Here is a 21,509-nt window from a genome sequence, read left to right as displayed (position 1 = left end):
CGCCATGACGACCGACGAGAGCGCCCTGCTCGATCTCGACGGGCTGCGGGTCGAGCTCGACACCGGCCGCACCGTCGTCCCTCTCGTGCGGGACGCCACGCTGCGGGTTCGGGCCGGTGAGATCGTCTGCCTGGTGGGGGAGTCCGGGTCCGGCAAGTCCGTCACCGCGCGGACCGTCATGGGTCTGACCCAGCTGGACGAGCGCATGACGGTGACCGGCACCGCCTCGTTCGACGGCGTGGATCTGTTCTCGCTCTCCCGCGAGGAGAGGCGCGAGATGCGTGGACGTGACCTGTCGATGGTGTTCCAGGAGCCGTTGAGCTCCCTCGATCCGGTGTACCGCGTGCGGTCCCAGCTCCGAGAAGCGCTGCGGCGCCGCGAGCGGCTGTCGACCCGCGCCGAGTGGGACCGCATGCGGCAGGTGCTCCTCGAGGTCGGCATCCATGACACCGACCGTGTCCTCGGGTCCTACCCTCACCAGCTCTCCGGGGGCATGTGTCAGCGCGTCATGATCGCCATGGCGCTGCTGAGCCGACCTCGCCTGCTGCTGGCCGACGAACCGACGACGGCGCTCGATGTCACGGTGCAGGCCCAGATCCTCGAGCTGCTCGACCGCCTGCGCCGCGAGAACGACATGTCCGTGCTCCTCGTCACCCACGACATGGGCGTGGCCGCGGACCTCGCCGACCGGGTGGTCGTGATGTATGCCGGCCGCACGGTCGAGGATGCCGATCCGCTGAGCGTCTTCACCGCTGCCGAGCATCCGTACACCGCCGGTCTGCTGGCCTGCATCCCCCCGATGACCGGCGAGCGGCCTCCCGTGTTGCCCGCGGTGCCCGGGACCGTCGCCGACCCATCCGGGCTGCCGTCCGGGTGTGCCTTTCACCCCCGGTGTCCCCGTGCCACCGAGCAGTGCGCTTCGGCCGATCCACCGCTGGAGCACGTGGGAGCATCCCGCACCGCCTGTTGGTACCCGTTGTCCCGGGCGTCCGAGTTCGCGACGGAAGGAACGCGATGACCACCTCTGCGACCACGCCGGCCGGTGCCGCTCAGCACCTAAGTGTGCGTGATCCACTGGTGTCCCTGACGGACGTCTCCAAGCACTTCCGGGTCCGCACCTCCGGCAACCCGTTCCGGGCATCAGGGATCCTCCGGGCCGTCGACGGCGTGAGCCTGGACATCGCGCGTGGTGAGACGTTCGGGCTCGTCGGCGAGTCCGGGTCCGGCAAGTCGACGCTCGGCCGCCTCGCCGTACGGCTGTCCCGGCCGACGTCGGGCACCATCGACTTCGACGGCCGCGACATCACCGCCGTCGAGGGCAGTGCGCTCAGGCGTGCCCGTCGCCATATGCAGGTCGTGTTCCAGGATCCGATGGGGTCGCTCGACCCCAAGATGCGGGTCGGGGATATCGTCGGCGAGCCGCTGCGCGTGTTCGACGGGCTACGCGGTTCGGCGTTGGAGGACAGAGTCGCCGACCTGCTGCGGGCGGTCGGCCTCGACCCGGGCCGCGCACGAACCCGGCCACGAGCCTTGTCGGGCGGACAACGCCAGCGTGTGGGCATTGCGCGCGCCGTCGCGCTCAGCCCTCAGCTGATTCTCGCGGACGAGGCCGTGTCGGCCCTCGATGTGTCGGTCCAGGCACAGATCGTCAACCTGCTCACCGAACTGCGCGACCGGCTCGGCTTGACGTACCTGTTCATCGCCCACGGCTTGCCGGTGGTGCGGCAGATGGCGCACCGCGTCGGTGTCATGTACCTCGGACGGATCGTCGAGACGGCACCCGTGGACGCGCTGTTCGAACGGCCGTCACACCCGTACACCCGTGCGCTGCTCGGCGCGTCGCCGGTACCGGACCCACGGGCGCGCCGCGAGCGCATCGTTCTCGACGGTGACCCGCCGAGCCCGCTCGACATGCCCTCCGGCTGTCGGTTCCGTACCCGCTGTCCGCTGGCGCAGGCCGTCTGCGCCGAGAAGGCGCCGCCGCCGGTACTGATTGGGCCCGGGCACGTCGCGGAATGTCATTTCGCCGGTGCCGCCTGATGGCCGACGATATGCGGGTGAGTCAGCCTGCCGATCGCGTCGCCGCACCCCCGACCGACGACGACGCACCGGTCGCCCGGCGTCCGGTCGGTGCCCTCGTCCTGTCCAACCTGCTCGGCGGGATCGGTGTCGCCTCCTCGGTGGCCGTCGGGGCGCTGCTGGTGGAGGAGGTCGGCGGCACCGCGCTCGCGGGCCTCGGGCAGACCGCCAGCGTGCTCGGCGCCGCGCTCGCTGCGATTCCGCTCGCCCGGCTCGCGGCCCGTCGCGGCCGGCGCCTGGCCCTCGGAATCGGGTACGCCCTCGCCCTGCTCGGCGCCGCCACCGTCATCGTCGCCGCCGTCGTCTCCGATCTCCTGCTGCTGCTCGGCGGGCTGCTGCTGTTCGGCGTCGCACAGGCCACCAACCTGCAGTCCCGGTACGCCGCGACCGACGGCGTCGCACCGGGCAAGCGTGCACGGGTGATGTCGGTCGTCGTCTGGGCGACGACGGTCGGCACGGTGGCCGGTCCGAACCTCTCCGACCCGGGGGAGCGGCTCGGAGAGCAGTTCTCGCTGCCCGGGCTCGCGGGACCATACCTGTTCTCGCTGGCGGGCTTCCTGCTCGCCGGCCTCGCCGTACTCGTGCTGTATCCGAACCACCGCCCGGTCGCCACCGGACCGGCCGCACGCCCGGTCGGTGCCCTCGCGGCCCTGCGTTGGGCGGCGGGTGAACCGTCCGCCCGGGTGGGCGTCACGCTCGTCGCCGGCGGTCACGCCGTGATGGTCATGGTGATGGTGATGACTCCGTTGCACATGCAGCATCACGGGATGACGCTCCAGGTGGTCGGTCTGGTGATCTCGGGCCATACGCTCGGCATGTTCGCGTTCAGCCCGGTCTTCGGCTGGCTGACCGACCGTCTCGGTCCCGTCCGGACGTCCTGGCTCGGCGTCGCGGTGCTCGGCATCTCGGTGCTGCTCGGCTACGTCGCCGCTGGCATGACCGGGATGGGGATGACCGCCGTCGCGCTCTTCCTCCTCGGCCTCGGCTGGTCCGCCGTGACCATCGCCGGGTCGACGATGATCGCCCGGATCGACGACGTCGACATGCGGGTGTCGTTGCAGGGCGCGGCCGATGCCGGGATGAACTACGCCGGTGCGGCGGCGGCCGCGGTTGCCGGGCCGATCCTCACCGCCGGAGGCTTCTATGGGGTCAACGTCGCGGGCGCCGTCGTGCTCGCCGTCGTCGTGGTGGTGCTGGTGGCCTCGCGGCCGCGCCGTCCGCTGTCGACCGATCGGTAGCCGGTCCAGCCGCCTCATTAGTGCCGTGCCGGTACCACCGGCGTGTGCCCTGCCGGTATCACGGGCGCTCGAGAGGGAGGACGTGGTTGCTCCCGGCGACCACGCCCTCCCTCTCACCGAGGAGGGACTAGGTCAGGAGAGCGAGAGGCGGCGGGCGCGTGCCCTCCGCTGTCCGGGGCAGGATGGCCTCGGACCGGGCGACCGCCCGGCCGGACCGTCAGAGAGGACCCGGACAGGTGAGCGCAGACCAGGACCCGCAGCAGTACATCGACGAGATGGCCCGCAAGCGCGGCTACGTCCTCGACTACCACAAGGTCATGGCGAAGCACGATTTCGAAGTGCTGCAGGCGGCCAACGAGCTCGTCGACGCCGCCTACCTCAAGGAGCGCACGCTCGACCGCAAGACCAAGGAGCTCATCTTCATCGCCACTCAGACGGTGATCCGCGCACCCAAGGCGCAGATCCAGAGCCACATCCGGCTCGCGCTCGACCTCGGTGCCACCCCGCAGGAGATCCTCGAAGCGATCGAGACCACGCTGCCCGAGGCCGGCGTCATCGTCTTCTCCGCCGGCTTCGAGGCCTGGAAGGAGGTCGTCGGCGCCGACGGCCTCGAACCCACCGTCGAGGCCTACGAGGTCTGAGGCTGCCCGAGTACCGCGGCTTGGCAACGGTCAGCCGGCGGTGGCCAGGCGGGACATGAGCACCGCGTGCGCCGCCGCGACACCCGTCGTGACGGTCGGCTCGATCGAGGGCGCGAATTCGGGGCTGTGGTTGCTCGGCAGGGCCTCGGAGCTCTCGACGGCCTCCGCGTCGTGGCCACCGAAGAACCAGTAGACGCCGGGCACGCCGATCGCGTCAGGCAGATGGCCGAAGTCCTCGCTGCCCATCCGCGCCGGACACTCGCGCACGTTCTCCCCACCCAGTGCCTCGCGCAGCGCGGTGAGCACCGACGACGTCGCGTCCGGGTCGTTGACGAGCAGGGGAAACCGGTAGAGCTCGGTGATCTCCGGCTCCGGAGCACCGGAGGCCTGCGCCTCGGCGCGGATGATGCGTCGTACCGCCGCCAACACCCGTTCGCGGACCGCCTGGTCGAGTGACCGGACGTTGACGGTGAACTCCGCCGCGGACGGGATGACGTTCTCCTTCAGGCCCGCGTGGAAGCTCCCGACCGTCACCACGGCGGCCTGTTGCGGAGCGACCTCGCGGGCGACGACGGACTGCAGCCGGACCACCATGTGCGCGGCGAGGACGACCGGGTCGATGGTGTGCTGCGGGCTCGATCCGTGGCCGCCGCGCCCGCGGACCAGCACCGTCCACGCGTCCGCCATGGCCATCGCCGGCCCCGAGGTGACCTCGACGCTCCCGGCCCGTGCCGGCCACACGTGCTGGCCGTAGACGACCTCCGGTCTCGGTGCCACGTCCCACAGCCCGTCCGCGACCATCGCCGCCGCTCCCTCGGCGGTCTCCTCGCCCGGCTGGAAGAGGAAGATGACCGTGCCCGCCCAGGAGTCGCGATGCGCGGCCAGCACCGCTGCGGCGCCGACGGCGCAGGTCATGTGCATGTCGTGACCGCAGGCATGCATGACCGGGACCTCGCTGCCGTCGCGCAGCACCCCGCGCGCCGTCGAGGCGTAGTCCAGTCCGGTCGCCTCGGCGACCGGCAGGCCGTCGGTGTCCGCGCGGAAACCGACGACGGGTCCGGAACCGTTGCGTAGCACTGCGACCACACCGGTTCCGCCGCACAGGCGGGTCTCGAACCCGAGCTCGGCCATCCGCGCGCGCACGAGTGCGGCCGTACGGTGCTCCTGCATGGACAGTTCCGGTGCGGCGTGCAGCTGGCGGTAGAGGGCGTGCAGGTCCTCCCGCAGCCCGGGAACACTGTCGACGACGGAAGCGGTGGACGTCATGGTCCGATCCTGCCAGGGCGGCACTACTGTGCTGGGCGGACCGCGACGCGGCCGTCGCGGCGGCTGGAGCGAAGGAGACGTGGATGCCCCTGTTCGACCTGGCGCCCGAGGCGCTCGAGACGTACCTGCCGCAGATCGACGAACCGGACGACTTCGACGCGTTCTGGTCACAGACGCTCGGGGAGGCCAGGTCGGTCGACCTCGAGCTGCGGCTCGAGCAGGTCGAGACGGGGCTCGCGCTCGTGCACAGCTACGACGTCACCTTCGCGGGCTTCGGCGGTCACCCGATCAAGGCCTGGCTGACCCGGCCGGCCGACGTGACCGGCCCGCTGCCCGCCGTCGTGCAGTTCCTCGGGTACGGAGGGGGCCGCGGTCTGCCCGTGGAGCACCTCGCGTGGGCGAACGCCGGCTACGTCCACCTGCTCATGGACACCCGCGGGCAGGGCAGCCGGTGGGGCGCCGGTGGTCACACGGGGGACCCGGCCGGTTCCGGGCCCGCCGTTCCCGGGTACCTCACGCGCGGCATCGGTGACCCGGCCGAGCACTACTACCGCCGGGTGTTCACCGACGCCGTGCGCGCCGTCGACGCCGTCCGGTCTCTCGACGACGTCGACCCGACCGCCGTCGCGGTCGCCGGGACGAGCCAGGGCGGCGGCATCACGCTCGCCGTGTCCGGCCTCGTCCCGGGCCTGCGCGCGGTGATGCCGGACGTGCCGTTCCTGTGCCACTACCGCCGCGCGACCGAGATCACCGGCGCCATGCCCTACGGCGAGATCACCCAGTACCTGGCCGTCCACCGGGGCGAGGTGGAGCGGGTCTTCCGCACGTTGTCCTACCTGGACGGCGTGAGCTTCGCCCGCCGAGCGGATGCTCCGGCGCTGTTCTCCGTGGCGCTCATGGACACCACCTGCCCACCGTCGACCGTCTACGCCGCGTACAACAACTACGGCGCCCGGGCGAGCGACGTCGTCAAAGACATCGAGGTCTACCCCTTCAACCAGCACGAGGGCGGCCAGGCGCACCAGCTGACCCGGCAGATCGGCTGGCTCGCGACCCTCCCGTAAAGCCTGCAGTCCTTGGCACGAGGTGCTTGGCGCTCGCGCCGTGTGCCTCCGGGACTCGTCGTGCGCGAGTCCACCGCGCCGCCTGCGACGCACACGTGACCGGTCGGCACAGGAATGACGAGTCGGCACATGAATGACGAGTCGCGGGCGGGCGGCTCAGGCGAGGCGTTCGACGAGGTAATCCACGCACACGGTGAGCGCGCGCACGTCCTCCGGGTCGACGGCGGGGAACATGCCGACCCTGAGCTGGTTCCGGCCGAGCTTGCGGTACGGCTCGGTGTCGACGACGCCGTTGGCCCGCAGCTGTGCGGCCACTGCCGCCGCGTCCACCCGCTCGTCGAGATCCACGGTGCCGACCACCGGAGAGCGCCAGGCGGGTTCGCCGACGAACGGGGCCGCGACGTCGCTGGCCTCAGCCCAGGTGTAGAGGATCTTGGCCGACTCCCGGGACCGGGCGGCCGCCCAGCTCAAACCCCCGCGCTCGTTCAACCAGTCGAGCTGCTCGGCGAGCATGACCAACGTGGCCACCGCCGGGGTGTTCAGAGTCTGGTCCTTGCGCGAGTTCTCGACGGCGAGCTGGAGGTTGAGGACGTCGGGGACCCACCGGCTCGCGGTGAGCTCGGCAATGCGCTCGAGCGCGGTGGGGGAGCAGACCGCGACCCACAACCCGCCGTCGGCGGCGAAGACCTTCTGCGGGGCGAAGTAGTACACGTCGGTCTCCGCCAGGTCGATCGCGCACGCCCCGGCGATCGAGGTCGCGTCCACCACCGTCAACGCGTCCGTGCCGCCGATGCGTCGTACCGGTGAGACGACACCGGTCGAGGTCTCGTTGTGCGGGTGCGCGTACAGGTCGACGCCGTCTGCCTCCGTGCACACCGCCAGCCCACCCGGTTCGGCGCGCCGGATGTCCGACGGCGCCAGGAACGGCGCCCGGTCGGTCGCCGACGCGAACTTGCCGCCGAACTCGCCGAACGCCGCATGCTGGGCACGCTCACGCACCAGACAGAAGGCCGCGGCGTCCCACACGGCCGTCGATCCGCCGTTGCCGAGCACCACCTCGTACCCCTCGGGCAGGCCGAATAGCTCGGCAACGCCCTCCCGTACCCGGCCGACCAACGAGCGGACCGCCGGCTGGCGGTGCGAGGTCCCCAGCACCGTCCCGCCCAGCGCGGCGACCATGTCCGCCTGCGCCTGCCGGACCTTGGAGGGCCCGGAGCCGAACCGGCCGTCGGCGGGCAGCATGTGGGTCGGGATGGCGACAGTCTCCATGGAGGCCGATCCTGCCATCACCGGGCGTGGTCGCCGCGCCGTGTCCGTGACCCGCACGACGGAGGCGGGCCTGGTCGAAGGCACGTGTCAGGGGCCTCGACTGTCGAACCTGCCTCCAATGAGGAGCAACGGTCGTGGCAGGCTGCGCCCAGGAACGGTGAGCGGAAGGACTGTGTCGATGACCGAGCGCACCACCCAGGCGGACCCCGCACCGGACCCTGCGGCGAACTCGGGGGGCCCGGCGGACACTGCGGCCGCGGCCCGCGGCTCACGGCCACGGCGGCGCCGGTGGCGGCGCGGCCTGGTCGCCGGCGTCGTCGGGCTCGTCCTGGTGGGCGGTCTCGTCACCTACGACACCCGCGACACCTCACCACCCGAGCCGGAGCTCGCCGAGCCGGTCGATCCTGCCTCGGGCGACGTCAGCGCCTTCCCCAGCCCCGGAACCGTCACCGTCTCCGCGCGTACCGAGCTCAGCTTCCGCGGGCCCACCGACCTCGACGGCCTGACCGTCACCGGCACGCAGACCGGCGAGCACGACGGCACGTTCGTCGAGCACAGCGACGGCGACGGCGTGAGCTGGCGCCCTGACGAGCCCTTCGAACCCGGCGAGGAGATCACGGTGAGCACCGCGATGGCGGTGCGCGGCGCCGACGACGGCGAGTACGCGCTCACCGTCGCCCAGCCGGCCGAGCGGCCCGCGCTGGAGGAGCCGCCGGTCAGCCGGGCTGTCCTCAACGCCGAGACCAGCGAGGGCGAGGTCCCCGCCGAACATGTCCGGCACTACCGCTCCGAGCCGGACCTGCAACCCCCCGTGGTCGACGTCTCCGGCCCCGAGGCGGGCACCACGGACCCGTCGGCCGGCCCCGGGACGGGCCCGGACTCCTCGCCGGGCATGACCGCCATCGGTGTCAAGGGCGGGTACGGCCAGAAGGGGCCGATGCTCGTCGACGACGCCGGTGACCCCGTGTGGTTCCATCCGGTCACGGGCGCCGACGCCCGCGACGTGCAGGTCCAGGAGCTCGACGGCGAACCCGTCCTCACCTGGTGGGAGGGACGCCAGCCCGTGGGCTACGGCTACGGCCACGCCGTCATCGTCGACCAGACCTACAGCGAGATCGCCCGGGTCGACATGGCCGGCGGCTACGACGCGGACTCGCACGAGTTCCACCTCACCGACCGCGGGACCGCCCTCATGCTCAGCTACGAGCCGGTGCGGATGGACACCTCCCACATCGGTGGCTGGAGCCGCGGCGCCGTCGTCGACAACGTCATCCAGGAGATCGACCTCGCCACCGGCGCCATGCTCTTCGAATGGCACAGCGTCGGCCAGGTCGGCCTGGAGGAGTCCTACCTCGACGAGACCTATCTCGACGTCGGCGACGAGCCGTACGACTACTTCCATCTCAATTCGATCGACGTCGACGACGACGGGGACCTGCTCATCTCCGCCCGGCACGTGTGCGCCGCGTACAAGCTGGACCGCGAGACGGGGGCGGTGCGGTGGCGCCTCGGCGGGACGGACTCCGACTTCGAGATGGGCGACGGCGCCCGCTTCTACCGGCAGCACGACGTCCGCCGCATGCCGGACGGGACCATCACCCTCTTCGACAACGGCGGCGACTGTGCGGACACGCGGGAAGTCAGCCGGGGCCTCGCGCTGGACGTCGACGAGGAGGCGATGACCGCCGAGGTCGCCCGCGAGGTCGGCCACCCGGAGGAGCTGTGGGCGGAGAGCCAGGCCAACTACGGTGAGCTGCCGGACGGCACCGCCCAGCTCGGCTGGGGCAGCCTGCCGCGCTGGTCGCTCCTCGACAGCGACGGCGAGGTCCTCCTCGACGCCGCGATACCGGGGGACCTGCGGGTCACGTCCTACCGCGCCCAGCGCGTGGAGTGGACCGGCACGCCGGTGACGAGCCCGCGCGCCGTCGTGGCCGCCGGTGCGGTGCACGTGAGCTGGAACGGCGCCACCGAGGTGGCCGCCTGGCGGGTCACGGACGACGGCGAGGAGGTCGCCACCGCCGAGCGCACCGGCTTCGAGACCGCCGTCGACCTCGGCGACGACGTCGGTCGCGGCGGCCTGGAGGTCGAGGCCCTCGACGCCGACGGCGAGGTGCTCGCCACCGCCCCCGTGGGCGGCTGATCCGGCGGTGGCTCACCGGCGCCGGACGTCCGTAGCATGGCTGGCGACGCGCGCGGGCCGGGTCGGCCCAGCAGCCAGCTCCCCGGCTCACTTGTCGAAAGGTAGGCCAGCATGCCCTCGCAGGACCTCATGGATGCCGCAGCCCGTGCGCTCGCCGCGCCGGTCACCGCCCGGTCCGTGGCCGGGATCGTCGACCACACGCTGCTCAAGCCCGAGGCCACGCCGGACCAGGTGAGCGCGCTCGTGGCGGACGCGCGACGGCTCGGTGCCTACGCGGTCTGCCTGTCCCCGTCGCTGCTGCCGCTCGCCGAGGCGAACGGCATCGCCGTGGCCGCGGTCTGCGGCTTCCCCTCCGGCGCCCACCACGCCGAGGTCAAGGCCGCCGAGGCCGCCCGCTGCGTCGCCGACGGCGTCGACGAGATCGACATGGTCGTCAACCTCGCCTTTGCGACCACCGGACAGTACGGCGCGGTCCGCGCCGAGATCGCCGCCGTCCGAGAGGCCGCCACCCCGCCCGTGGTACTCAAGGTGATCATCGAGTCCGCAGTCCTGAGCGACGAGCAGATCGTCGAGGTCTGCCGGGCGGCCGAAGCCGCCGGCGCCGACTACGTCAAGACCTCCACCGGCTTCCACCCAGCCGGCGGCGCCACCACCCACGCCGTCGAGCTCATGGCCCGCACGGTCGGCGGACGGCTCGGCGTCAAGGCGTCGGGCGGCATCCGTACCGCCGACGCCGCCCTGGAGATGATCGCCGCGGGTGCCACCCGGTTGGGCCTGTCCGGCACCGACGCCGTCGTGGCGGAGCTGCCGGCTGACTGACAGCCCGGACCGGCTACCGGCCCGACCGCACCTCGAGGACGTGTGCCGACCATCCGGCGGTCCGGCCGCACACGTACACCGAGCACATCATCGGTGGCGGCACGCCCAGATGATCGAGCAGGATCGCCCCCCAGAACATCGTGTTCGGGGCTCGCTCGTGAGCCGGCACGCCCCGCTCGGCGAGGACCTCCTCGGCTGCGGTGGCCACGGCATCGGCCGCGTCCAGCCGGCGCGCACCCATCTCGACGCACGCCTCGCGCACCACCTGCGCCCGCAGATCCGCCGGCAACGCCTCACCGAAGCCCGGAACTGCGCCGTGCCGCTCGACGAGCGCACGGACCGCGGGCCGGGCGTCACCGCTCCGTTCGGCCTCCTCGACCACGTCGAGACCGCGGGCGACGGCCCCGCCGAGGAACGGACTTCCCGCCACCGCGACCGCTGCCGCCAGGCACCCGGCGACGTCGGCGCCGACCTCGGCGGCCAGCCGCACGGTCCGGGTCGAGGGAGAGAGACCGTTCTCCGCGACCGCCAACCAGAACGCGTCCAGCGCCCGCACCGCCGCCGGGTCCGCCTCACCGCGCCAGCGCACCAGGAAGCGTTCGGTGGCCGTCTCCATCAGATCGACCTCACGCTGCGGCACCGCCGGGACGTCGACGCCGCGGGCTGACTGCGCCACGAAGCTCAGCGTCATCGCCGACGCCCGCGCCAGGTTGTCCAGGGCCTGCTCCAGCGAGATCTCGCTGAGCGGCCGGTACGACCACACGGGGGCGAGCTGGGCCAACGCCGAGAGCACGTCCGCGCGCGTGTCGCCGGTCCGGACCGGCAGGTGGTACGGCTCGGCCGGGGGCAGGTCCCGCTCGGTACCCGCCAGCAGGCCCCACAACCGGCCGAACGGCATGGCCCGGACCTCGCGCAGACCGATCCCGCGGTACCGGGGCGCACCGTCGTCGTCGACGGAGAAGATCGGAGCGGGCGGCCCGGCTGTGGCGCTCATCACGCGCAGGATAGGCGGGCAGGACAGACCCGGCGAAATCCGGGCACCGGCCCCTTTGGTGTCCGGGGAGGTCAGCGGGCCCGGCGACTCCCTATCCTTGCCCTGGACGGTCCCGCCGGTCGGTACCGGATCCGGCGAGAAGAGGAGCGGGCGTGAGCGACCTGATCGACACCACCGAGATGTACCTGAAGACGGTGTACGAGCTCGAGGAAGAGGACGTCGTGCCGCTGCGCGCCCGGATCGCCGAGCGGCTGGGCCATTCGGGCCCCACCGTGTCGCAGACGGTGGCCCGGATGGAGCGCGACGGGCTGCTCGTCCTCACCGACAACCGGCAGCTGCAGCTGACCGACGCCGGGCGCGAGCGGGCGGTCCAGGTGATGCGTAAGCATCGCCTGGCCGAACGGCTGCTGGTCGACGTCGTGGGCCTGGACTGGCCACACGTCCACGAGGAGGCGTGCCGCTGGGAGCACGTGATGAGCGAGCAGGTCGAGCGCCGGCTCGTGGACCTCCTCGACCACCCGCACGTCGACCCGTACGGCAACCCGATCCCGGGCCTGGGGGAGCTGGCCGAGCCCCGCCGACCCGGCGAGCCGTTCGGCCGCGCCGAGTCCGGCCCGCTCGAGTCCGGCCCGGCGGGGAGCCGGTCCGTGGCGCAGGACGGCGTGACGCGTCCGGGCCGGCCGCTGACCGACGTCGCCGCTGCGCCCGCCGGTCAGGCCGCGAGCCGGGAGGTCGTGCTCGAGCGGATCGGTGAGCCGCTCCAGGTGGACGTCGAGCTCCTCGCCCGGATGGCCGACGCCGGGCTGCGGCCGGGAACCCGCGTGGAACTGCGGGTGCTTCCCGGTGCCGACGTCGTGGCGTTGCACGTCCCCGGCGCCGAGATGGAGCTCGAGGTTCCCGAGGAGATCGCCCGTCACCTCTTCGTCTCCGGGTGAGCTTCGACACGCGCCGTGATCGAAATGTGACAGAGCGGTGTCCGGCTGGGTATGGTTCCAGCGCTTCACGATCCCTCCTTCGTGAAGTCTCCGGAGCGGCCGCCGAGCCCTGCCGCCACTCCGGGGTCGGTGCGAACAGAGCGAACGGCAGGGACTCGGGGGAACCACGGTTCTCGGTTCAGCACGGCGCGTAGCGGCGGGCGGGACCTTGGGGTGAAGTACGGCCACGGCCGTACCGGGCTGCTCCGGCCCGAACCCGACAGCTCACCCCGTAGGCGGTCAGGAGAGGTATTCGTTGTCAGACGTCACCACCAGGGGCCGGCACCGCGCTGCGGTGCGTCCGCGGACCCCACTTGCCCAGTTGTCCTTCTCGCCGCGCCGTAGCGTGCTCACGCTCGCGTCCTCCGGCCTCGCGCTGACGATGGCGGCCTCCTCGGCCGCCGCGGCGCCGGAGAACACCACCACGCAGGCGCAGCCCCAGGCCGACATCGCAGCCATCACCGACGAGGCTCGTGCGTCCCTGGTCACCAACCCGGTCGTCGAGACCCCGAGCAACGTCTCGTGGGAGCTCGAGGAGGCGACCGTCGAGGCCACGCCCCCGCCGGAGCCCGAGCCGGAGCCCGAGCCGGTCGAGACCCTCGACCGTTCCACCGGCGTCTCGCGTGACACCGTCCGCGAGGACGTCTCCTCGCAGGAGGCCGCCGAGACGAGCGAGCCGGCTGAGCCGGCCGAGACGCAGTCCGTCCCGGCGTCGGGCATCGGTCAGCAGATCGTCAATATCGCCCGGCAGTACATCGGCACGCCGTACGTCTACGGTGGCTCGACCCCGGCCGGCTTCGACTGCTCGGGCTTCACCCAGTACGTCTTCGCCCAGGTCGGCATCTCGCTGCCGCGTTCCTCGAGCGCCCAGTACGGCGCCGGCACGGTCGTGTCCGCCTCCGAGGCGCAGCCGGGCGACCTCATCTGGGCTCCGGGGCACGTCGGTATCTACACCGGCAACGGCAACCACATCGCCGCCCGCAACCCAGGTACGCCGCTGACCGAGGGTCCGATCTACCTGTCGAACCCGGTCTTCATCCGCGTCGCCTGAGATTGCCCACGCCCGCCACGCGCCGGGCGAGCACGGCGGATCCCTCGCGCAGACCACGGGCCCATCCCTGACGGGGTGGGCCCGTGGCGTGTCGCCGCCCCGGTTGTGCTCACGTGCCCGCCCCCGGCCGTTAAGGTTTGTGCAGGGGCAAGACAGAGGTCAACGCCACGTCAACAAGGGAGGCCGCCGATGACCCGGGAGAAGGTTGTCGTGGTCGGCGTCGACGGATCCGAAGCCAGTCACGGCGCCGTCGACTGGGCAGTCGCCGAGGCGCAACGCAGCGGTTGGCGACTGCACATCGTGTGCGCCTACGCGCTGCCGTCCTTCACCGCCGCCTCGCTGGACGGCGGGTACGCGGCCATGGACGACACCGCCATCCACCAGGGTGCGCAGACCGTCGTCGACGAGGCTGTGGCGCGCACCGAGAACTCGGGCGTCGAGGTGACCTCCGCGCTGGAGACCGGCGATCCGGCCGGGGTGCTCGTCGACCTCTCCCGGGAGGCCTGCCTCGTCGTGGTGGGAACGCGCGGCGGCGGGGGGTTCACCGACCGGCTGCTGGGCACCGTCTCCTCCGCGCTGCCGGCGCACGCGCACTGCCCGACGGTCGTCGTCCCGCTCGGCTCCAACCGTCCGTTCAGTCCTGTCCGCCGTGTCGTGGTCGGCGTCGACGGGTCCGAGTCGGCACGGATCGCGCTGCGCCGCGCGGTCGACGAGGCGATCCTGTGGGACGCCGAGCTCAGCGCCGTCGCGGCCGTGCCGATCGCCACCGGCGCCGGCGCCATGGCGTGGCTGCCGGCCGCGGTCGACCGCGAGGACGTCCTGGCGGACGTGCGCGAAGGGCTGCGCGTCGCCGTCGAGACCGCGGTGGGTGATCGCGAGATCACGGTCCGTCAGCACGCGCTCGACGGCAACGCGGCCGCCCTCATGGCGGAGTTCTCCACCGCCGTCGAGCTCGTGGTCGTCGGCTCCCGCGGCCGTGGCGGTTTCGCCGGCCTGCTCCTCGGCTCCACGAGTCAGGCTGTGCTGCATCACGCCGTGTGCCCGGTCATGGTGGTGCCGGCCCGCTCGGCCGACGAGGGACTCAGCCCCACCGACGTCCCGTGGAACCGGTAATGCAGCCGCCGCTCAGGCTCTGTCGCGGGCGCTGAGGAGCACCTCGCGCAGCCGCGTCATCGCGAGATCGAGATCGTCCTCGTCGATGATCAGCGGCGGCGCGAGCCGGATCGTCCGGCCGTGGGTGTCCTTGGCGAGCACCCCGGCGTCGGCGAGCAGTTCGCAGGTCTGACGACCGGTCAGCCCGAGCGAGGACTCCACGTCGAGACCGGCCCACAGCCCGACGGTCCGCGCCCGGGCGAGCAGCCCGTCGGCGACCATCGCATCGGTGCGGTCCCGGAGCATGCGGCCGAGTTCGCGCGCCCGGGCCTGCAGGGTGCCCGGTCGTAGCAGGTCCACCACGGCCAGGCCGACGGCGCAGGCGAGTGGGTTGCCGCCGAAGGTCGAACCGTGGGTGCCCGGGGTGAGGACGTCGAGCACGTCGCCGCGGCCGACGACGGCCGAGACGGGGACGATCCCGCCACCCAGGGCCTTGCCGAGGGTCGTCAGGTCGGCGCGCACGCCCGTGAGGTCCTGCGCCAGCGTGCTGCCGGCGCGTCCGAGGCCGGACTGGATCTCGTCCAGCACCAGCAGACTGCCAGCGTCGTCGCACAACCGGCGCAACCGGGGTAGATAGGTGTCCGGCGGGACGATCACGCCCGACTCGCCCTGCACCGGCTCGACGATCACCGCAACTGTGGTCTCGTCGATCGCCCGGGCCGCGGCATCCGCGTCGCCGTACGGCACGATGCGGAAACCGGGCGTATACGGACCGAACCCGTCACGGGCCTGCGGGTCGTCGCTCATCGAGACGATCGTCGTCGTCCGCCCGTGGAAGGCGCCCGAGGCTACGACGATGCTCGCCCGTCCCGCAGGCACCCCCTTGACCTCGTAGCCCCACTTCCGGGCCGCCTTGATCGCCGTCTCCACCGCCTCGGCGCCCGTGTTCATCGGCAGCAGCATCTCGGTGCCGGTCAGGTCCGTCACGGCATGCGCGAACGGTTCCAGGAGGTCGTGGGTGAACGCCCGTGAGGTCAGCGTCAACCGCTCGAGCTGGCGCTGTGCCGCGGCCACGAGCGCCGGGTGCCGGTGGCCGAAGTTCAGGGCGGAGTACCCGGCGAGGCAGTCGAGGTAGTGCCGGCCGGCGGTGTCGCTCACCCAGGCGCCCTCCCCGGCGGTGAGGACGACGTCGAGCGGCTGGTAGTTCGGGGCGAGATGTCTCACAACGTGGACGATACGAGGATCGGTGCGACTCCGGGCGCCGATCGCGCCGCTACGATGAGCCGCGGCCCGCTCTCGCGGCCGTCGCCATCCATCCAGGAGAGACCGTGCGCAACACGTGGAACCTCACCGTGCGCCTTGCCATCGACCTGTGTCGTAAGGCGAGCATGGTGTGTCCGGCGCCGGTCACCTGTGCCTGAGCCGCTGGCCTAGCACCGCCGCAGGCGAGTAGAGCCTGCCCGCCGGGACCGATCGGTCCGTCCCGCCGCGACCGCCCCGACGTCGGTCGCACGCACCCACTCGCGCCGTCGGCCAGCCCGCCGGCGGCGACCGCTGACCCGTCGGCGCCGCCACGTGCCGACCGCACCGTTCACGAAAGGTCATCGTCGTGTCCTCTTCCACCACCGACTCCTCTGCCACCACCGACGCCGGGAGCAGGCGTCGTCTCCGCCTGCCCTCCTTCAGCGTCCAGATCCTCATCGGCCTGGCCCTCGGCGCGTTGCTCGGCTGGGCCGCGCTGGCTCTCGGCGAGGGCGCTGACGGGGAGCCGAACTGGCTCACCGTCACCCTCGAGACCATCGGGTCCTCGTTCGTCAGCCTGCTGCGTGCGGTCGTCCCGCCGCTCGTCTTCACCGCCATCGTCGCGTCCATCGCCAACCTTCGCGGGGTGACCAACGCGGCCCGACTCGCCGGACAGACCCTGCTGTGGTTCGCGATCACCGCGTTGATCGCCGTCTCCATCGGTATCGGGCTCGGACTCGTGCTGAACCCCGGCGCCAACGCGGCCGTCAGCGCCGACGACGCCGCCGCCCCGAGCAGCACCGGGTCCTGGCTCGACTTCCTCCAGGGCCTCATCCCCGTCAACGTGCTCGGACTGGAGGCCTCCAGCGCGCTGGAGACCGCCGACGACGGCGCGGTGCTCGGCGTCGACACCGGCGTGAGCTTCAACGTCCTGCAGATCATCGTGGTCGCCCTGGCCATCGGTATCGCCGCGCTCAAGGTGGGCCGGAAGGCCGAACCGTTCCTCGCCTTCAACGCCTCGCTGCTCTCGGTGATCCAGACTGTGCTGTGGTGGATCATCCGTCTCGCGCCGCTCGGCACGCTCGGCCTCATCGGCCGCGCGATCGCCACCTACGGGTGGGAGTCGCTGACCAACCTCGGCACCTTCGCCGTGGCCGTCTACCTCGGCCTCGCGCTCGTGCTCTTCGTCGTCTACCCGGTGCTGCTGCGGGTGCACGGTCTCAGCCCGCTCAGCTACTTCAAGGGCGCCTGGCCGGCGATCCAGCTCGGGTTCGTCTCCCGCTCGTCAGTGGGGACTCTGCCGGTGACCGAGCGGGTGACGTACCGCAACCTCGGCGTGCCGCGCGCCTACGCCTCCTTCGCCGTCCCGTTCGGTTCGACGACGAAGATGGACGGATGCGCGGCGATCTACCCCGCGCTGGCGGCGATCTTCGTGGCGCAGTTCTTCGGTGTCGACCTCGCGATCACCGACTACCTGCTCATCGTCGTCGTCTCCGTGGTCGGCTCGGCGGCCACTGCGGGGCTGACCGGAGCGACGGTCATGCTGACGCTGACCCTCTCGACGCTCGGCCTCCCCCTGGAGGGCGTCGGTCTGCTGCTGGCCATCGACCCGATCCTCGACATGGGCCGGACCGCAGTGAACGTCGCGGGACAGGCGCTCGTGCCCACGATCGTCTCCCGCCGTGAGCGCATCCTCGACACGGACCAGTACTCCTCGGCCAACGCGGAGGACCTCTTCGCCGAGGACGAGAACGATGACGAGGACGATGGCACCGAGCGGGCCGACGACACGTCGGAGGAGTTGGTCGCCGACCGGGCCTGACCGTCCGATCGGCCCGTGCGGCTTCCGGTCCGTCCGGTGGCGGAACGCGGCCCGGCGTCACTGGGCGCCGGGCCGCGCGTCACCGGACCGGGTAGTCCGGGGCGTCGTCGAGGATCTCGACGGTCGAGTCCAGCGCCGTCACGGACAGGACGAAGCGCATCGCGTCGGGCGGCTGAATCACTCGGACCGGCAAGGTACGGGCGAGCCGGGCCAGGTGCGCGGCACCCGAGGAGTCCAGGAACGTCACGGTACGGGCGTCCACGTCGACCGGAAGCGCGCTCGCCGTGCACTCGGCGACGGCGGACGTCATCTCCTCGCCCACGGTGGCGTCGATGGCGCCGGAGAGCACCAGGCGGGTGCGTCCGGCGGAGAACAGAATGGACACCGTGCCGAAGGTGGCCGGTGCCGGCCAGTCAGGTGAGTCGCCCGAGGACGGCCCCGATGGCGGGCCCTGCGTCGGCATGTCGGGCCTACCTCTCGTATATGGGGAATTCCCCCTGCCTGCCCACCGTCCCACAGATCGACGCAGCCGGGGAGCCTTCACGGCTCGGACGCCCGCGCCGGCAGGGCGGTGGCGTGCCTGAACGGAGCACGTGCCCGGATCGACGGGTGATGTGCGCGGACAGACGAAAGGGCGCCACGGCGGCCCCGTGGCGCCCTCCGGTCGAGTCGGGTCGGGTCTGCGGTCGGCAGGTCCGCTGTGTCAGCCGGCTGCCGGCGAGGCGGTCTGCCCGCTGTGCTCACCCTCGCCGATCTCCTCGACGAGCTTGTCGTTGAACGCCGGCAGGTCGTCGGGCACGCGGCTGGAGACCAACCCGGCGTCGACGACGACCTCCTCGTCGACCCAGGTGGCACCGGCGTTGCGCAGGTCGGTCTGCAGGCTCGGGTACGAGGTCAGCGTGCGGCCGCGCACCACGTCGGCGTCGGTGAGGATCCAGCCGCCGTGGCAGATGACGCCGACCGGCTTGTGCTGAGCGAAGATGTCGCGGACGAACGAGACCGCAGCCGAGTCCAGCCGCATGTGGTCGCCGTTCGCCACGCCGCCGGGCAGCACCATGGCGTCGAAGTCACCGGCGTCGGCCTGGGCGGTGCCGAGGTCGACGCTCGCCTCGTGACCGTTCTTGCCGGTGATCGTCCCCGATTCGGGGGAGATGAGGACGGCCTGCGCGCCGGCGTCGGTGACCGCCTCCCAGGGGCTGGTCAGCTCGCTGTCCTCGAAACCGTTCGTGGCGAGGAAGGCCACCTTCTTGCCGTTCAGGTCAGCCATGCCGAACTCCTTTCCGGTACGTGGGGTGGAACGTGTCCCACGCTAAGGACCTCGGCGGGGGAGGGCATCCGGAGGCGGCGCGTCGTGCACGGCCGCCGCCAGGTACCCTGGTCCCCGGTTGCCGGCCCTCGTAGCTCAGGGGATAGAGCACCGCTCTCCTAAAGCGGGTGTCGCAGGTTCGAATCCTGCCGGGGGCACCCTGACACCGTTCAGCTGCCGATGAGGGCGGGAGGGGTCCATGCCGCCAGGACCAGGACGAGACCGGATCCCGGTCACCGACACACACGTCCATGTGTGGGACCTCACCGGTGGCCCGTTCGGTGTGCATTACCCCTGGATCACCTCCGGGCCGCTGCACCGCACACACACGTTGACGGAGATCGCCCCGCACCTGCCCGACTTCGCCGTCGACCGTCTTATCCTCGTCCAGGCCTCCGACAGTCTCGCCGAGACTGACGAACTGCTGCGCGCGGCGGATGATGAGGCGCCCGTGCGAACCGATGTCGTCGGCTGGCTGCCCCTGGCCGACGCAGGGGCGTGCGAGGAGGCACTCACCAGGCGCGCCGACGCACGGCTCGTGGGCGTACGCCACCTCATCCACGACGAGCCGGACACCGAATGGATGCTCCGCCCGGACGTCGCGGACGGCATGCGCGTGCTCGAGCGGAGCGGACTGACCTTCGACGCCGTGGCCGAGCGCCCGGATCTCGTGGCTCAGATCCCCACCGTGGCCGAGCGTCACCCGGACCTGACGCTCGTGCTCGACCACCTCGGTAAACCTCCGATCGCCTCCGGGTGGCACAGCGAGCCCGCCCGAGAGTGGGCCGCACAGCTCCGCGAGGTCTCGCGCGCCGAGACCGTGCGCGCGAAGATCTCCGGGCTCGGCACCGTCTCGCCCTCCCCGTGGCGCCCGGCGCACTGGCAGCCCTTCGTCGACCACGCCCTCGAATGCTTCGGACCGAGCCGATTGATGATCGGCAGCGACTGGCCGGTCTCGACCCTCGCCGGGGACTACCCGACGGTCATGGCCGGCCTGCTCGACGTCGTCGCGATGCTCTCCGAGGACGAGCGCCGCGCGATCCTCGGCGCGACCGCAGCCCGGACGTATTCCTGATCGCCCCACCGCCCGTGCTATACCTCGAGGCCGGACCGCCCCGTCCGCGGGGTGGCTCGACCGCCACCGGAGACGAAGGACGGACTCGATGGAGCCAGCGACGACGCCGGTCACGCCGCGGTGCGTACTCGGCTGCGCCGCTCTTGCGGGCCTGTACCGGCCGGTCGCGGAGGAGGAGGCCCAGGCCGCTCTCGAGGCTGCGTGGGAGCTCGGGGTTCGTCGGTTCGACACCGCCCCCCATTACGGCGTGGGACTCTCCGAGGAACGGCTCGGCCGGTTCCTGCGGACCAAGCCCCGGGACAGCTTCACGATCTCGACCAAGGTCGGCCGGTTGCTCGTGGACGATCCGGCCGCCGTCGACGGCACCGACGAGTTCTACGGCACGCCCCGGCGCTCGCGGCGCCGGGACTACACCGCCGACGGCGTGCTCCGCTCGCTCGAGGAGTCTCTGGAACGCCTGGGCCTGGATCGCGTGGACCTCGCGCTCGTCCACGACCCCGAGGACTTTATGGACCAGGCGCTCGACGAGGCCGCACCGGCACTGTCGCGCCTACGGGCGGAGGGAGTCCTCAACGGGTACGGCGTCGGTACGAACGTCACCGGGACGGCCCGCCGGTTCGTCTCGGAGACCGACGTCGACACCGTGATGATCGCCGGCCGGTACTCGCTGCTGGACCGGCGCGCCGAGGAGGGGTTGCTCGACCTGTGCCACGACAGGGACATCCGCGTGCTGGCCGCCGCGGTGTTGAACTCGGGCATCCTCGTCGACCCTGCCCCCGGAGCCCGCTTCAACTACGCGCCCGCGCCCGACTGGCTGCTCGCGGCGGCCCGGCACATGGACGGGGCGTGCGCGGCACACGATCTCCCGCTACGCGCCGCGGCCCTGCAGTTCCCCGTTCGGCACCCTGCCGTGGACGCGGTGGTCCTCGGCGCCGGTTCCGAGGCCACGGTGCGCGACTCGGTCGCGTGGCTACGCGCCCCGGTGCCGGACGAGCTGTGGGCCGAGCTCGACGCGTTGCTGCCGGAGCAGGATCGGCTGCCCTGACGACCTGGATGCGCACAGCTGTTCGCCTGGCACACCGAATGGGCGTCAGGTACCCGTCCGGAGCGTGGCAGGAACCTGCCATGGCCGCTTCCGGCCACGCTCAACGGGCACTTTTGGGGGCATCCTGGACTCACAGGCGGATACCGTCCTGGTGTCCCGGGCTTCCGGAGGGACATCCCGCAAGGGGTGTGGGGGCCCGGGGCCGTAGTCTTCCTCCACCACGGAGGTTCACCCCGCCGGGGCGACGCCGCAAAGATGCGTTTGCGTCGGAACGGCGTCAGGGTCCATGCTGTGTGCCAGATGGAGCGCGACGCCTGCCCCCCTGCGCGTCGCGCTCCATCGTCCACGTCAGGCCGGTGCGCGCGAGAATCGGCCCGGCACGCCGGTGACCC

Annotated in this window: 19 protein-coding genes, 1 tRNA gene and 1 riboswitch; of the genes, 14 read left to right on the top strand and 6 right to left on the bottom strand. The window is 72.0% G+C overall.

Annotated elements, in window-relative coordinates:
- Positions 1 to 4: 4 nt before the first annotated feature.
- The 4 genes from ACFSE6_RS05430 to ACFSE6_RS05415 all read left to right on the top strand — a co-directional run bounded on the left by ACFSE6_RS05430 (position 5) and on the right by ACFSE6_RS05415 (position 3,958).
- Positions 5 to 1,018, top strand: coding sequence for an ABC transporter ATP-binding protein (locus tag ACFSE6_RS05430; protein WP_388003147.1), 1,014 nt, complete (start codon positions 5 to 7; stop codon positions 1,016 to 1,018).
- Complete coding sequence (locus ACFSE6_RS05425; RefSeq protein ID WP_388003144.1) at positions 1,015 to 2,040, top strand: ABC transporter ATP-binding protein; 1,026 nt, start codon at positions 1,015 to 1,017, stop codon at positions 2,038 to 2,040. Before ACFSE6_RS05430 ends, ACFSE6_RS05425 begins: the two co-directional genes overlap by 4 nt.
- A gap of 17 nt (positions 2,041 to 2,057) precedes the next feature.
- Positions 2,058 to 3,317, top strand: coding sequence for an MFS transporter (locus ACFSE6_RS05420; RefSeq protein ID WP_388003141.1), 1,260 nt, complete (start codon positions 2,058 to 2,060; stop codon positions 3,315 to 3,317).
- A gap of 275 nt (positions 3,318 to 3,592) precedes the next feature.
- Positions 3,593 to 3,958 (top strand): carboxymuconolactone decarboxylase family protein, encoded by a 366-nt coding sequence (locus ACFSE6_RS05415; protein ID WP_465254124.1) that lies wholly within the window; start codon positions 3,593 to 3,595, stop codon positions 3,956 to 3,958.
- Between the two features lie 30 nt (positions 3,959 to 3,988).
- Here ACFSE6_RS05415 and ACFSE6_RS05410 read toward each other — a convergent pair whose 3' ends face one another.
- Positions 3,989 to 5,224, bottom strand: coding sequence for an amidohydrolase (locus ACFSE6_RS05410; RefSeq protein ID WP_388003135.1), 1,236 nt, complete (start codon positions 5,222 to 5,224; stop codon positions 3,989 to 3,991).
- Between the two features lie 83 nt (positions 5,225 to 5,307).
- On the opposite strand from ACFSE6_RS05410, the gene ACFSE6_RS05405 reads away from it, so the two are divergent.
- Positions 5,308 to 6,288, top strand: coding sequence for an acetylxylan esterase (locus tag ACFSE6_RS05405; RefSeq protein WP_388003132.1), 981 nt, complete (start codon positions 5,308 to 5,310; stop codon positions 6,286 to 6,288).
- A 156-nt stretch (positions 6,289 to 6,444) separates the two neighbouring features.
- On the opposite strand, the gene serC is transcribed toward ACFSE6_RS05405, so the two are convergent.
- Entirely contained in the window at positions 6,445 to 7,557 is a 1,113-nt protein-coding gene (gene serC, locus ACFSE6_RS05400) for a phosphoserine transaminase (protein ID WP_388003129.1), read from the bottom strand.
- Positions 7,558 to 7,735: 178 nt separating this feature from the next.
- Here serC and ACFSE6_RS05395 point away from each other — a divergent pair, with 178 nt between their 5' ends.
- On the top strand, positions 7,736 to 9,697 hold the full coding sequence (locus ACFSE6_RS05395) for an arylsulfotransferase family protein (RefSeq protein ID WP_388003126.1): 1,962 nt from the start codon (positions 7,736 to 7,738) through the stop codon (positions 9,695 to 9,697).
- A gap of 111 nt (positions 9,698 to 9,808) precedes the next feature.
- Positions 9,809 to 10,516 carry a deoxyribose-phosphate aldolase gene (deoC, locus tag ACFSE6_RS05390; RefSeq protein WP_388003123.1) on the top strand — a complete coding sequence of 236 codons (708 nt, stop codon included), beginning with the start codon at positions 9,809 to 9,811 and terminating at the stop codon, positions 10,514 to 10,516.
- Positions 10,517 to 10,529: 13 nt separating this feature from the next.
- Here deoC and ACFSE6_RS05385 read toward each other — a convergent pair whose 3' ends face one another.
- On the bottom strand, positions 10,530 to 11,510 hold the full coding sequence (locus ACFSE6_RS05385) for a citrate/2-methylcitrate synthase (RefSeq protein ID WP_388003120.1): 981 nt from the start codon (positions 11,508 to 11,510) through the stop codon (positions 10,530 to 10,532).
- Between the two features lie 152 nt (positions 11,511 to 11,662).
- On the opposite strand from ACFSE6_RS05385, the gene ACFSE6_RS05380 reads away from it, so the two are divergent.
- The 3 genes from ACFSE6_RS05380 to ACFSE6_RS05370 all read left to right on the top strand — a co-directional run bounded on the left by ACFSE6_RS05380 (position 11,663) and on the right by ACFSE6_RS05370 (position 14,648).
- Entirely contained in the window at positions 11,663 to 12,445 is a 783-nt protein-coding gene (locus ACFSE6_RS05380) for a metal-dependent transcriptional regulator (protein WP_388003117.1), read from the top strand.
- Between the two features lie 129 nt (positions 12,446 to 12,574).
- Positions 12,575 to 12,738, top strand: a riboswitch (cyclic di-AMP (ydaO/yuaA leader).
- A 2-nt stretch (positions 12,739 to 12,740) separates the two neighbouring features.
- On the top strand, positions 12,741 to 13,535 hold the full coding sequence (locus ACFSE6_RS05375; RefSeq protein WP_388003114.1) for a C40 family peptidase: 795 nt from the start codon (positions 12,741 to 12,743) through the stop codon (positions 13,533 to 13,535).
- 189 nt (positions 13,536 to 13,724) lie between these two features.
- Entirely contained in the window at positions 13,725 to 14,648 is a 924-nt protein-coding gene (locus ACFSE6_RS05370) for a universal stress protein (RefSeq protein ID WP_388003111.1), read from the top strand.
- 12 nt (positions 14,649 to 14,660) lie between these two features.
- On the opposite strand, the gene rocD is transcribed toward ACFSE6_RS05370, so the two are convergent.
- On the bottom strand, positions 14,661 to 15,851 hold the full coding sequence (rocD, locus tag ACFSE6_RS05365; protein WP_388003108.1) for an ornithine--oxo-acid transaminase: 1,191 nt from the start codon (positions 15,849 to 15,851) through the stop codon (positions 14,661 to 14,663).
- Positions 15,852 to 16,236: 385 nt separating this feature from the next.
- On the opposite strand from rocD, the gene ACFSE6_RS05360 reads away from it, so the two are divergent.
- Positions 16,237 to 17,691: a dicarboxylate/amino acid:cation symporter gene (locus ACFSE6_RS05360; protein WP_388003105.1), complete on the top strand. Its 1,455-nt coding sequence runs from the start codon at positions 16,237 to 16,239 to the stop codon at positions 17,689 to 17,691.
- Between the two features lie 79 nt (positions 17,692 to 17,770).
- On the opposite strand, the gene ACFSE6_RS05355 is transcribed toward ACFSE6_RS05360, so the two are convergent.
- Together ACFSE6_RS05355 and ACFSE6_RS05350 are read right to left on the bottom strand one after the other, a co-directional pair.
- Complete coding sequence (locus ACFSE6_RS05355; protein WP_388003102.1) at positions 17,771 to 18,076, bottom strand: STAS domain-containing protein; 306 nt, start codon at positions 18,074 to 18,076, stop codon at positions 17,771 to 17,773.
- A gap of 318 nt (positions 18,077 to 18,394) precedes the next feature.
- Positions 18,395 to 18,958 (bottom strand): type 1 glutamine amidotransferase domain-containing protein, encoded by a 564-nt coding sequence (locus ACFSE6_RS05350; RefSeq protein WP_388003099.1) that lies wholly within the window; start codon positions 18,956 to 18,958, stop codon positions 18,395 to 18,397.
- Positions 18,959 to 19,082: 124 nt separating this feature from the next.
- On the opposite strand from ACFSE6_RS05350, the gene ACFSE6_RS05345 reads away from it, so the two are divergent.
- The 3 genes from ACFSE6_RS05345 (at position 19,083) to ACFSE6_RS05335 (ending at position 21,117) form a co-directional block, all read left to right on the top strand.
- A tRNA-Arg gene (locus ACFSE6_RS05345) sits at positions 19,083 to 19,155 on the top strand.
- Positions 19,156 to 19,196: 41 nt separating this feature from the next.
- The gene (locus tag ACFSE6_RS05340) at positions 19,197 to 20,072 is read left to right on the top strand and encodes an amidohydrolase family protein (protein WP_388003096.1); all 876 of its coding nucleotides are present in this window, start codon (positions 19,197 to 19,199) and stop codon (positions 20,070 to 20,072) included.
- Between the two features lie 88 nt (positions 20,073 to 20,160).
- The gene (locus ACFSE6_RS05335) at positions 20,161 to 21,117 is read left to right on the top strand and encodes an aldo/keto reductase (protein WP_388003093.1); all 957 of its coding nucleotides are present in this window, start codon (positions 20,161 to 20,163) and stop codon (positions 21,115 to 21,117) included.
- Positions 21,118 to 21,509: the final 392 nt, after the last annotated feature.

The sequence above is a fragment of the Georgenia deserti genome (assembly GCF_042680605.1).
Taxonomy (GTDB): domain Bacteria; phylum Actinomycetota; class Actinomycetes; order Actinomycetales; family Actinomycetaceae; genus Allobogoriella; species Allobogoriella deserti.
This window is presented reverse-complemented; position numbering and strand designations above follow the sequence as displayed.

Excerpts from the sequence above, each read along its gene's own strand:
- ACFSE6_RS05430 (WP_388003147.1), top strand. The coding sequence starts at position 5 with ATGACGACCGACGAGAGCGCCCTGCTCGATCTCGACGGGCTGCGGGTC.
- ACFSE6_RS05425 (WP_388003144.1), top strand. The coding sequence starts at position 1,015 with ATGACCACCTCTGCGACCACGCCGGCCGGTGCCGCTCAGCACCTAAGT.
- ACFSE6_RS05415 (WP_465254124.1), top strand. The coding sequence starts at position 3,593 with ATGGCCCGCAAGCGCGGCTACGTCCTCGACTACCACAAGGTCATGGCG.
- ACFSE6_RS05410 (WP_388003135.1), bottom strand. The coding sequence starts at position 5,224 with ATGACGTCCACCGCTTCCGTCGTCGACAGTGTTCCCGGGCTGCGGGAG.
- ACFSE6_RS05405 (WP_388003132.1), top strand. The coding sequence starts at position 5,308 with ATGCCCCTGTTCGACCTGGCGCCCGAGGCGCTCGAGACGTACCTGCCG.
- serC (WP_388003129.1), bottom strand. The coding sequence starts at position 7,557 with ATGGAGACTGTCGCCATCCCGACCCACATGCTGCCCGCCGACGGCCGG.
- ACFSE6_RS05395 (WP_388003126.1), top strand. The coding sequence starts at position 7,736 with ATGACCGAGCGCACCACCCAGGCGGACCCCGCACCGGACCCTGCGGCG.
- deoC (WP_388003123.1), top strand. The coding sequence starts at position 9,809 with ATGCCCTCGCAGGACCTCATGGATGCCGCAGCCCGTGCGCTCGCCGCG.
- ACFSE6_RS05385 (WP_388003120.1), bottom strand. The coding sequence starts at position 11,510 with ATGAGCGCCACAGCCGGGCCGCCCGCTCCGATCTTCTCCGTCGACGAC.
- ACFSE6_RS05370 (WP_388003111.1), top strand. The coding sequence starts at position 13,725 with ATGACCCGGGAGAAGGTTGTCGTGGTCGGCGTCGACGGATCCGAAGCC.
- ACFSE6_RS05350 (WP_388003099.1), bottom strand. The coding sequence starts at position 18,958 with ATGGCTGACCTGAACGGCAAGAAGGTGGCCTTCCTCGCCACGAACGGT.
- ACFSE6_RS05340 (WP_388003096.1), top strand. The coding sequence starts at position 19,197 with ATGCCGCCAGGACCAGGACGAGACCGGATCCCGGTCACCGACACACAC.
- ACFSE6_RS05335 (WP_388003093.1), top strand. The coding sequence starts at position 20,161 with ATGGAGCCAGCGACGACGCCGGTCACGCCGCGGTGCGTACTCGGCTGC.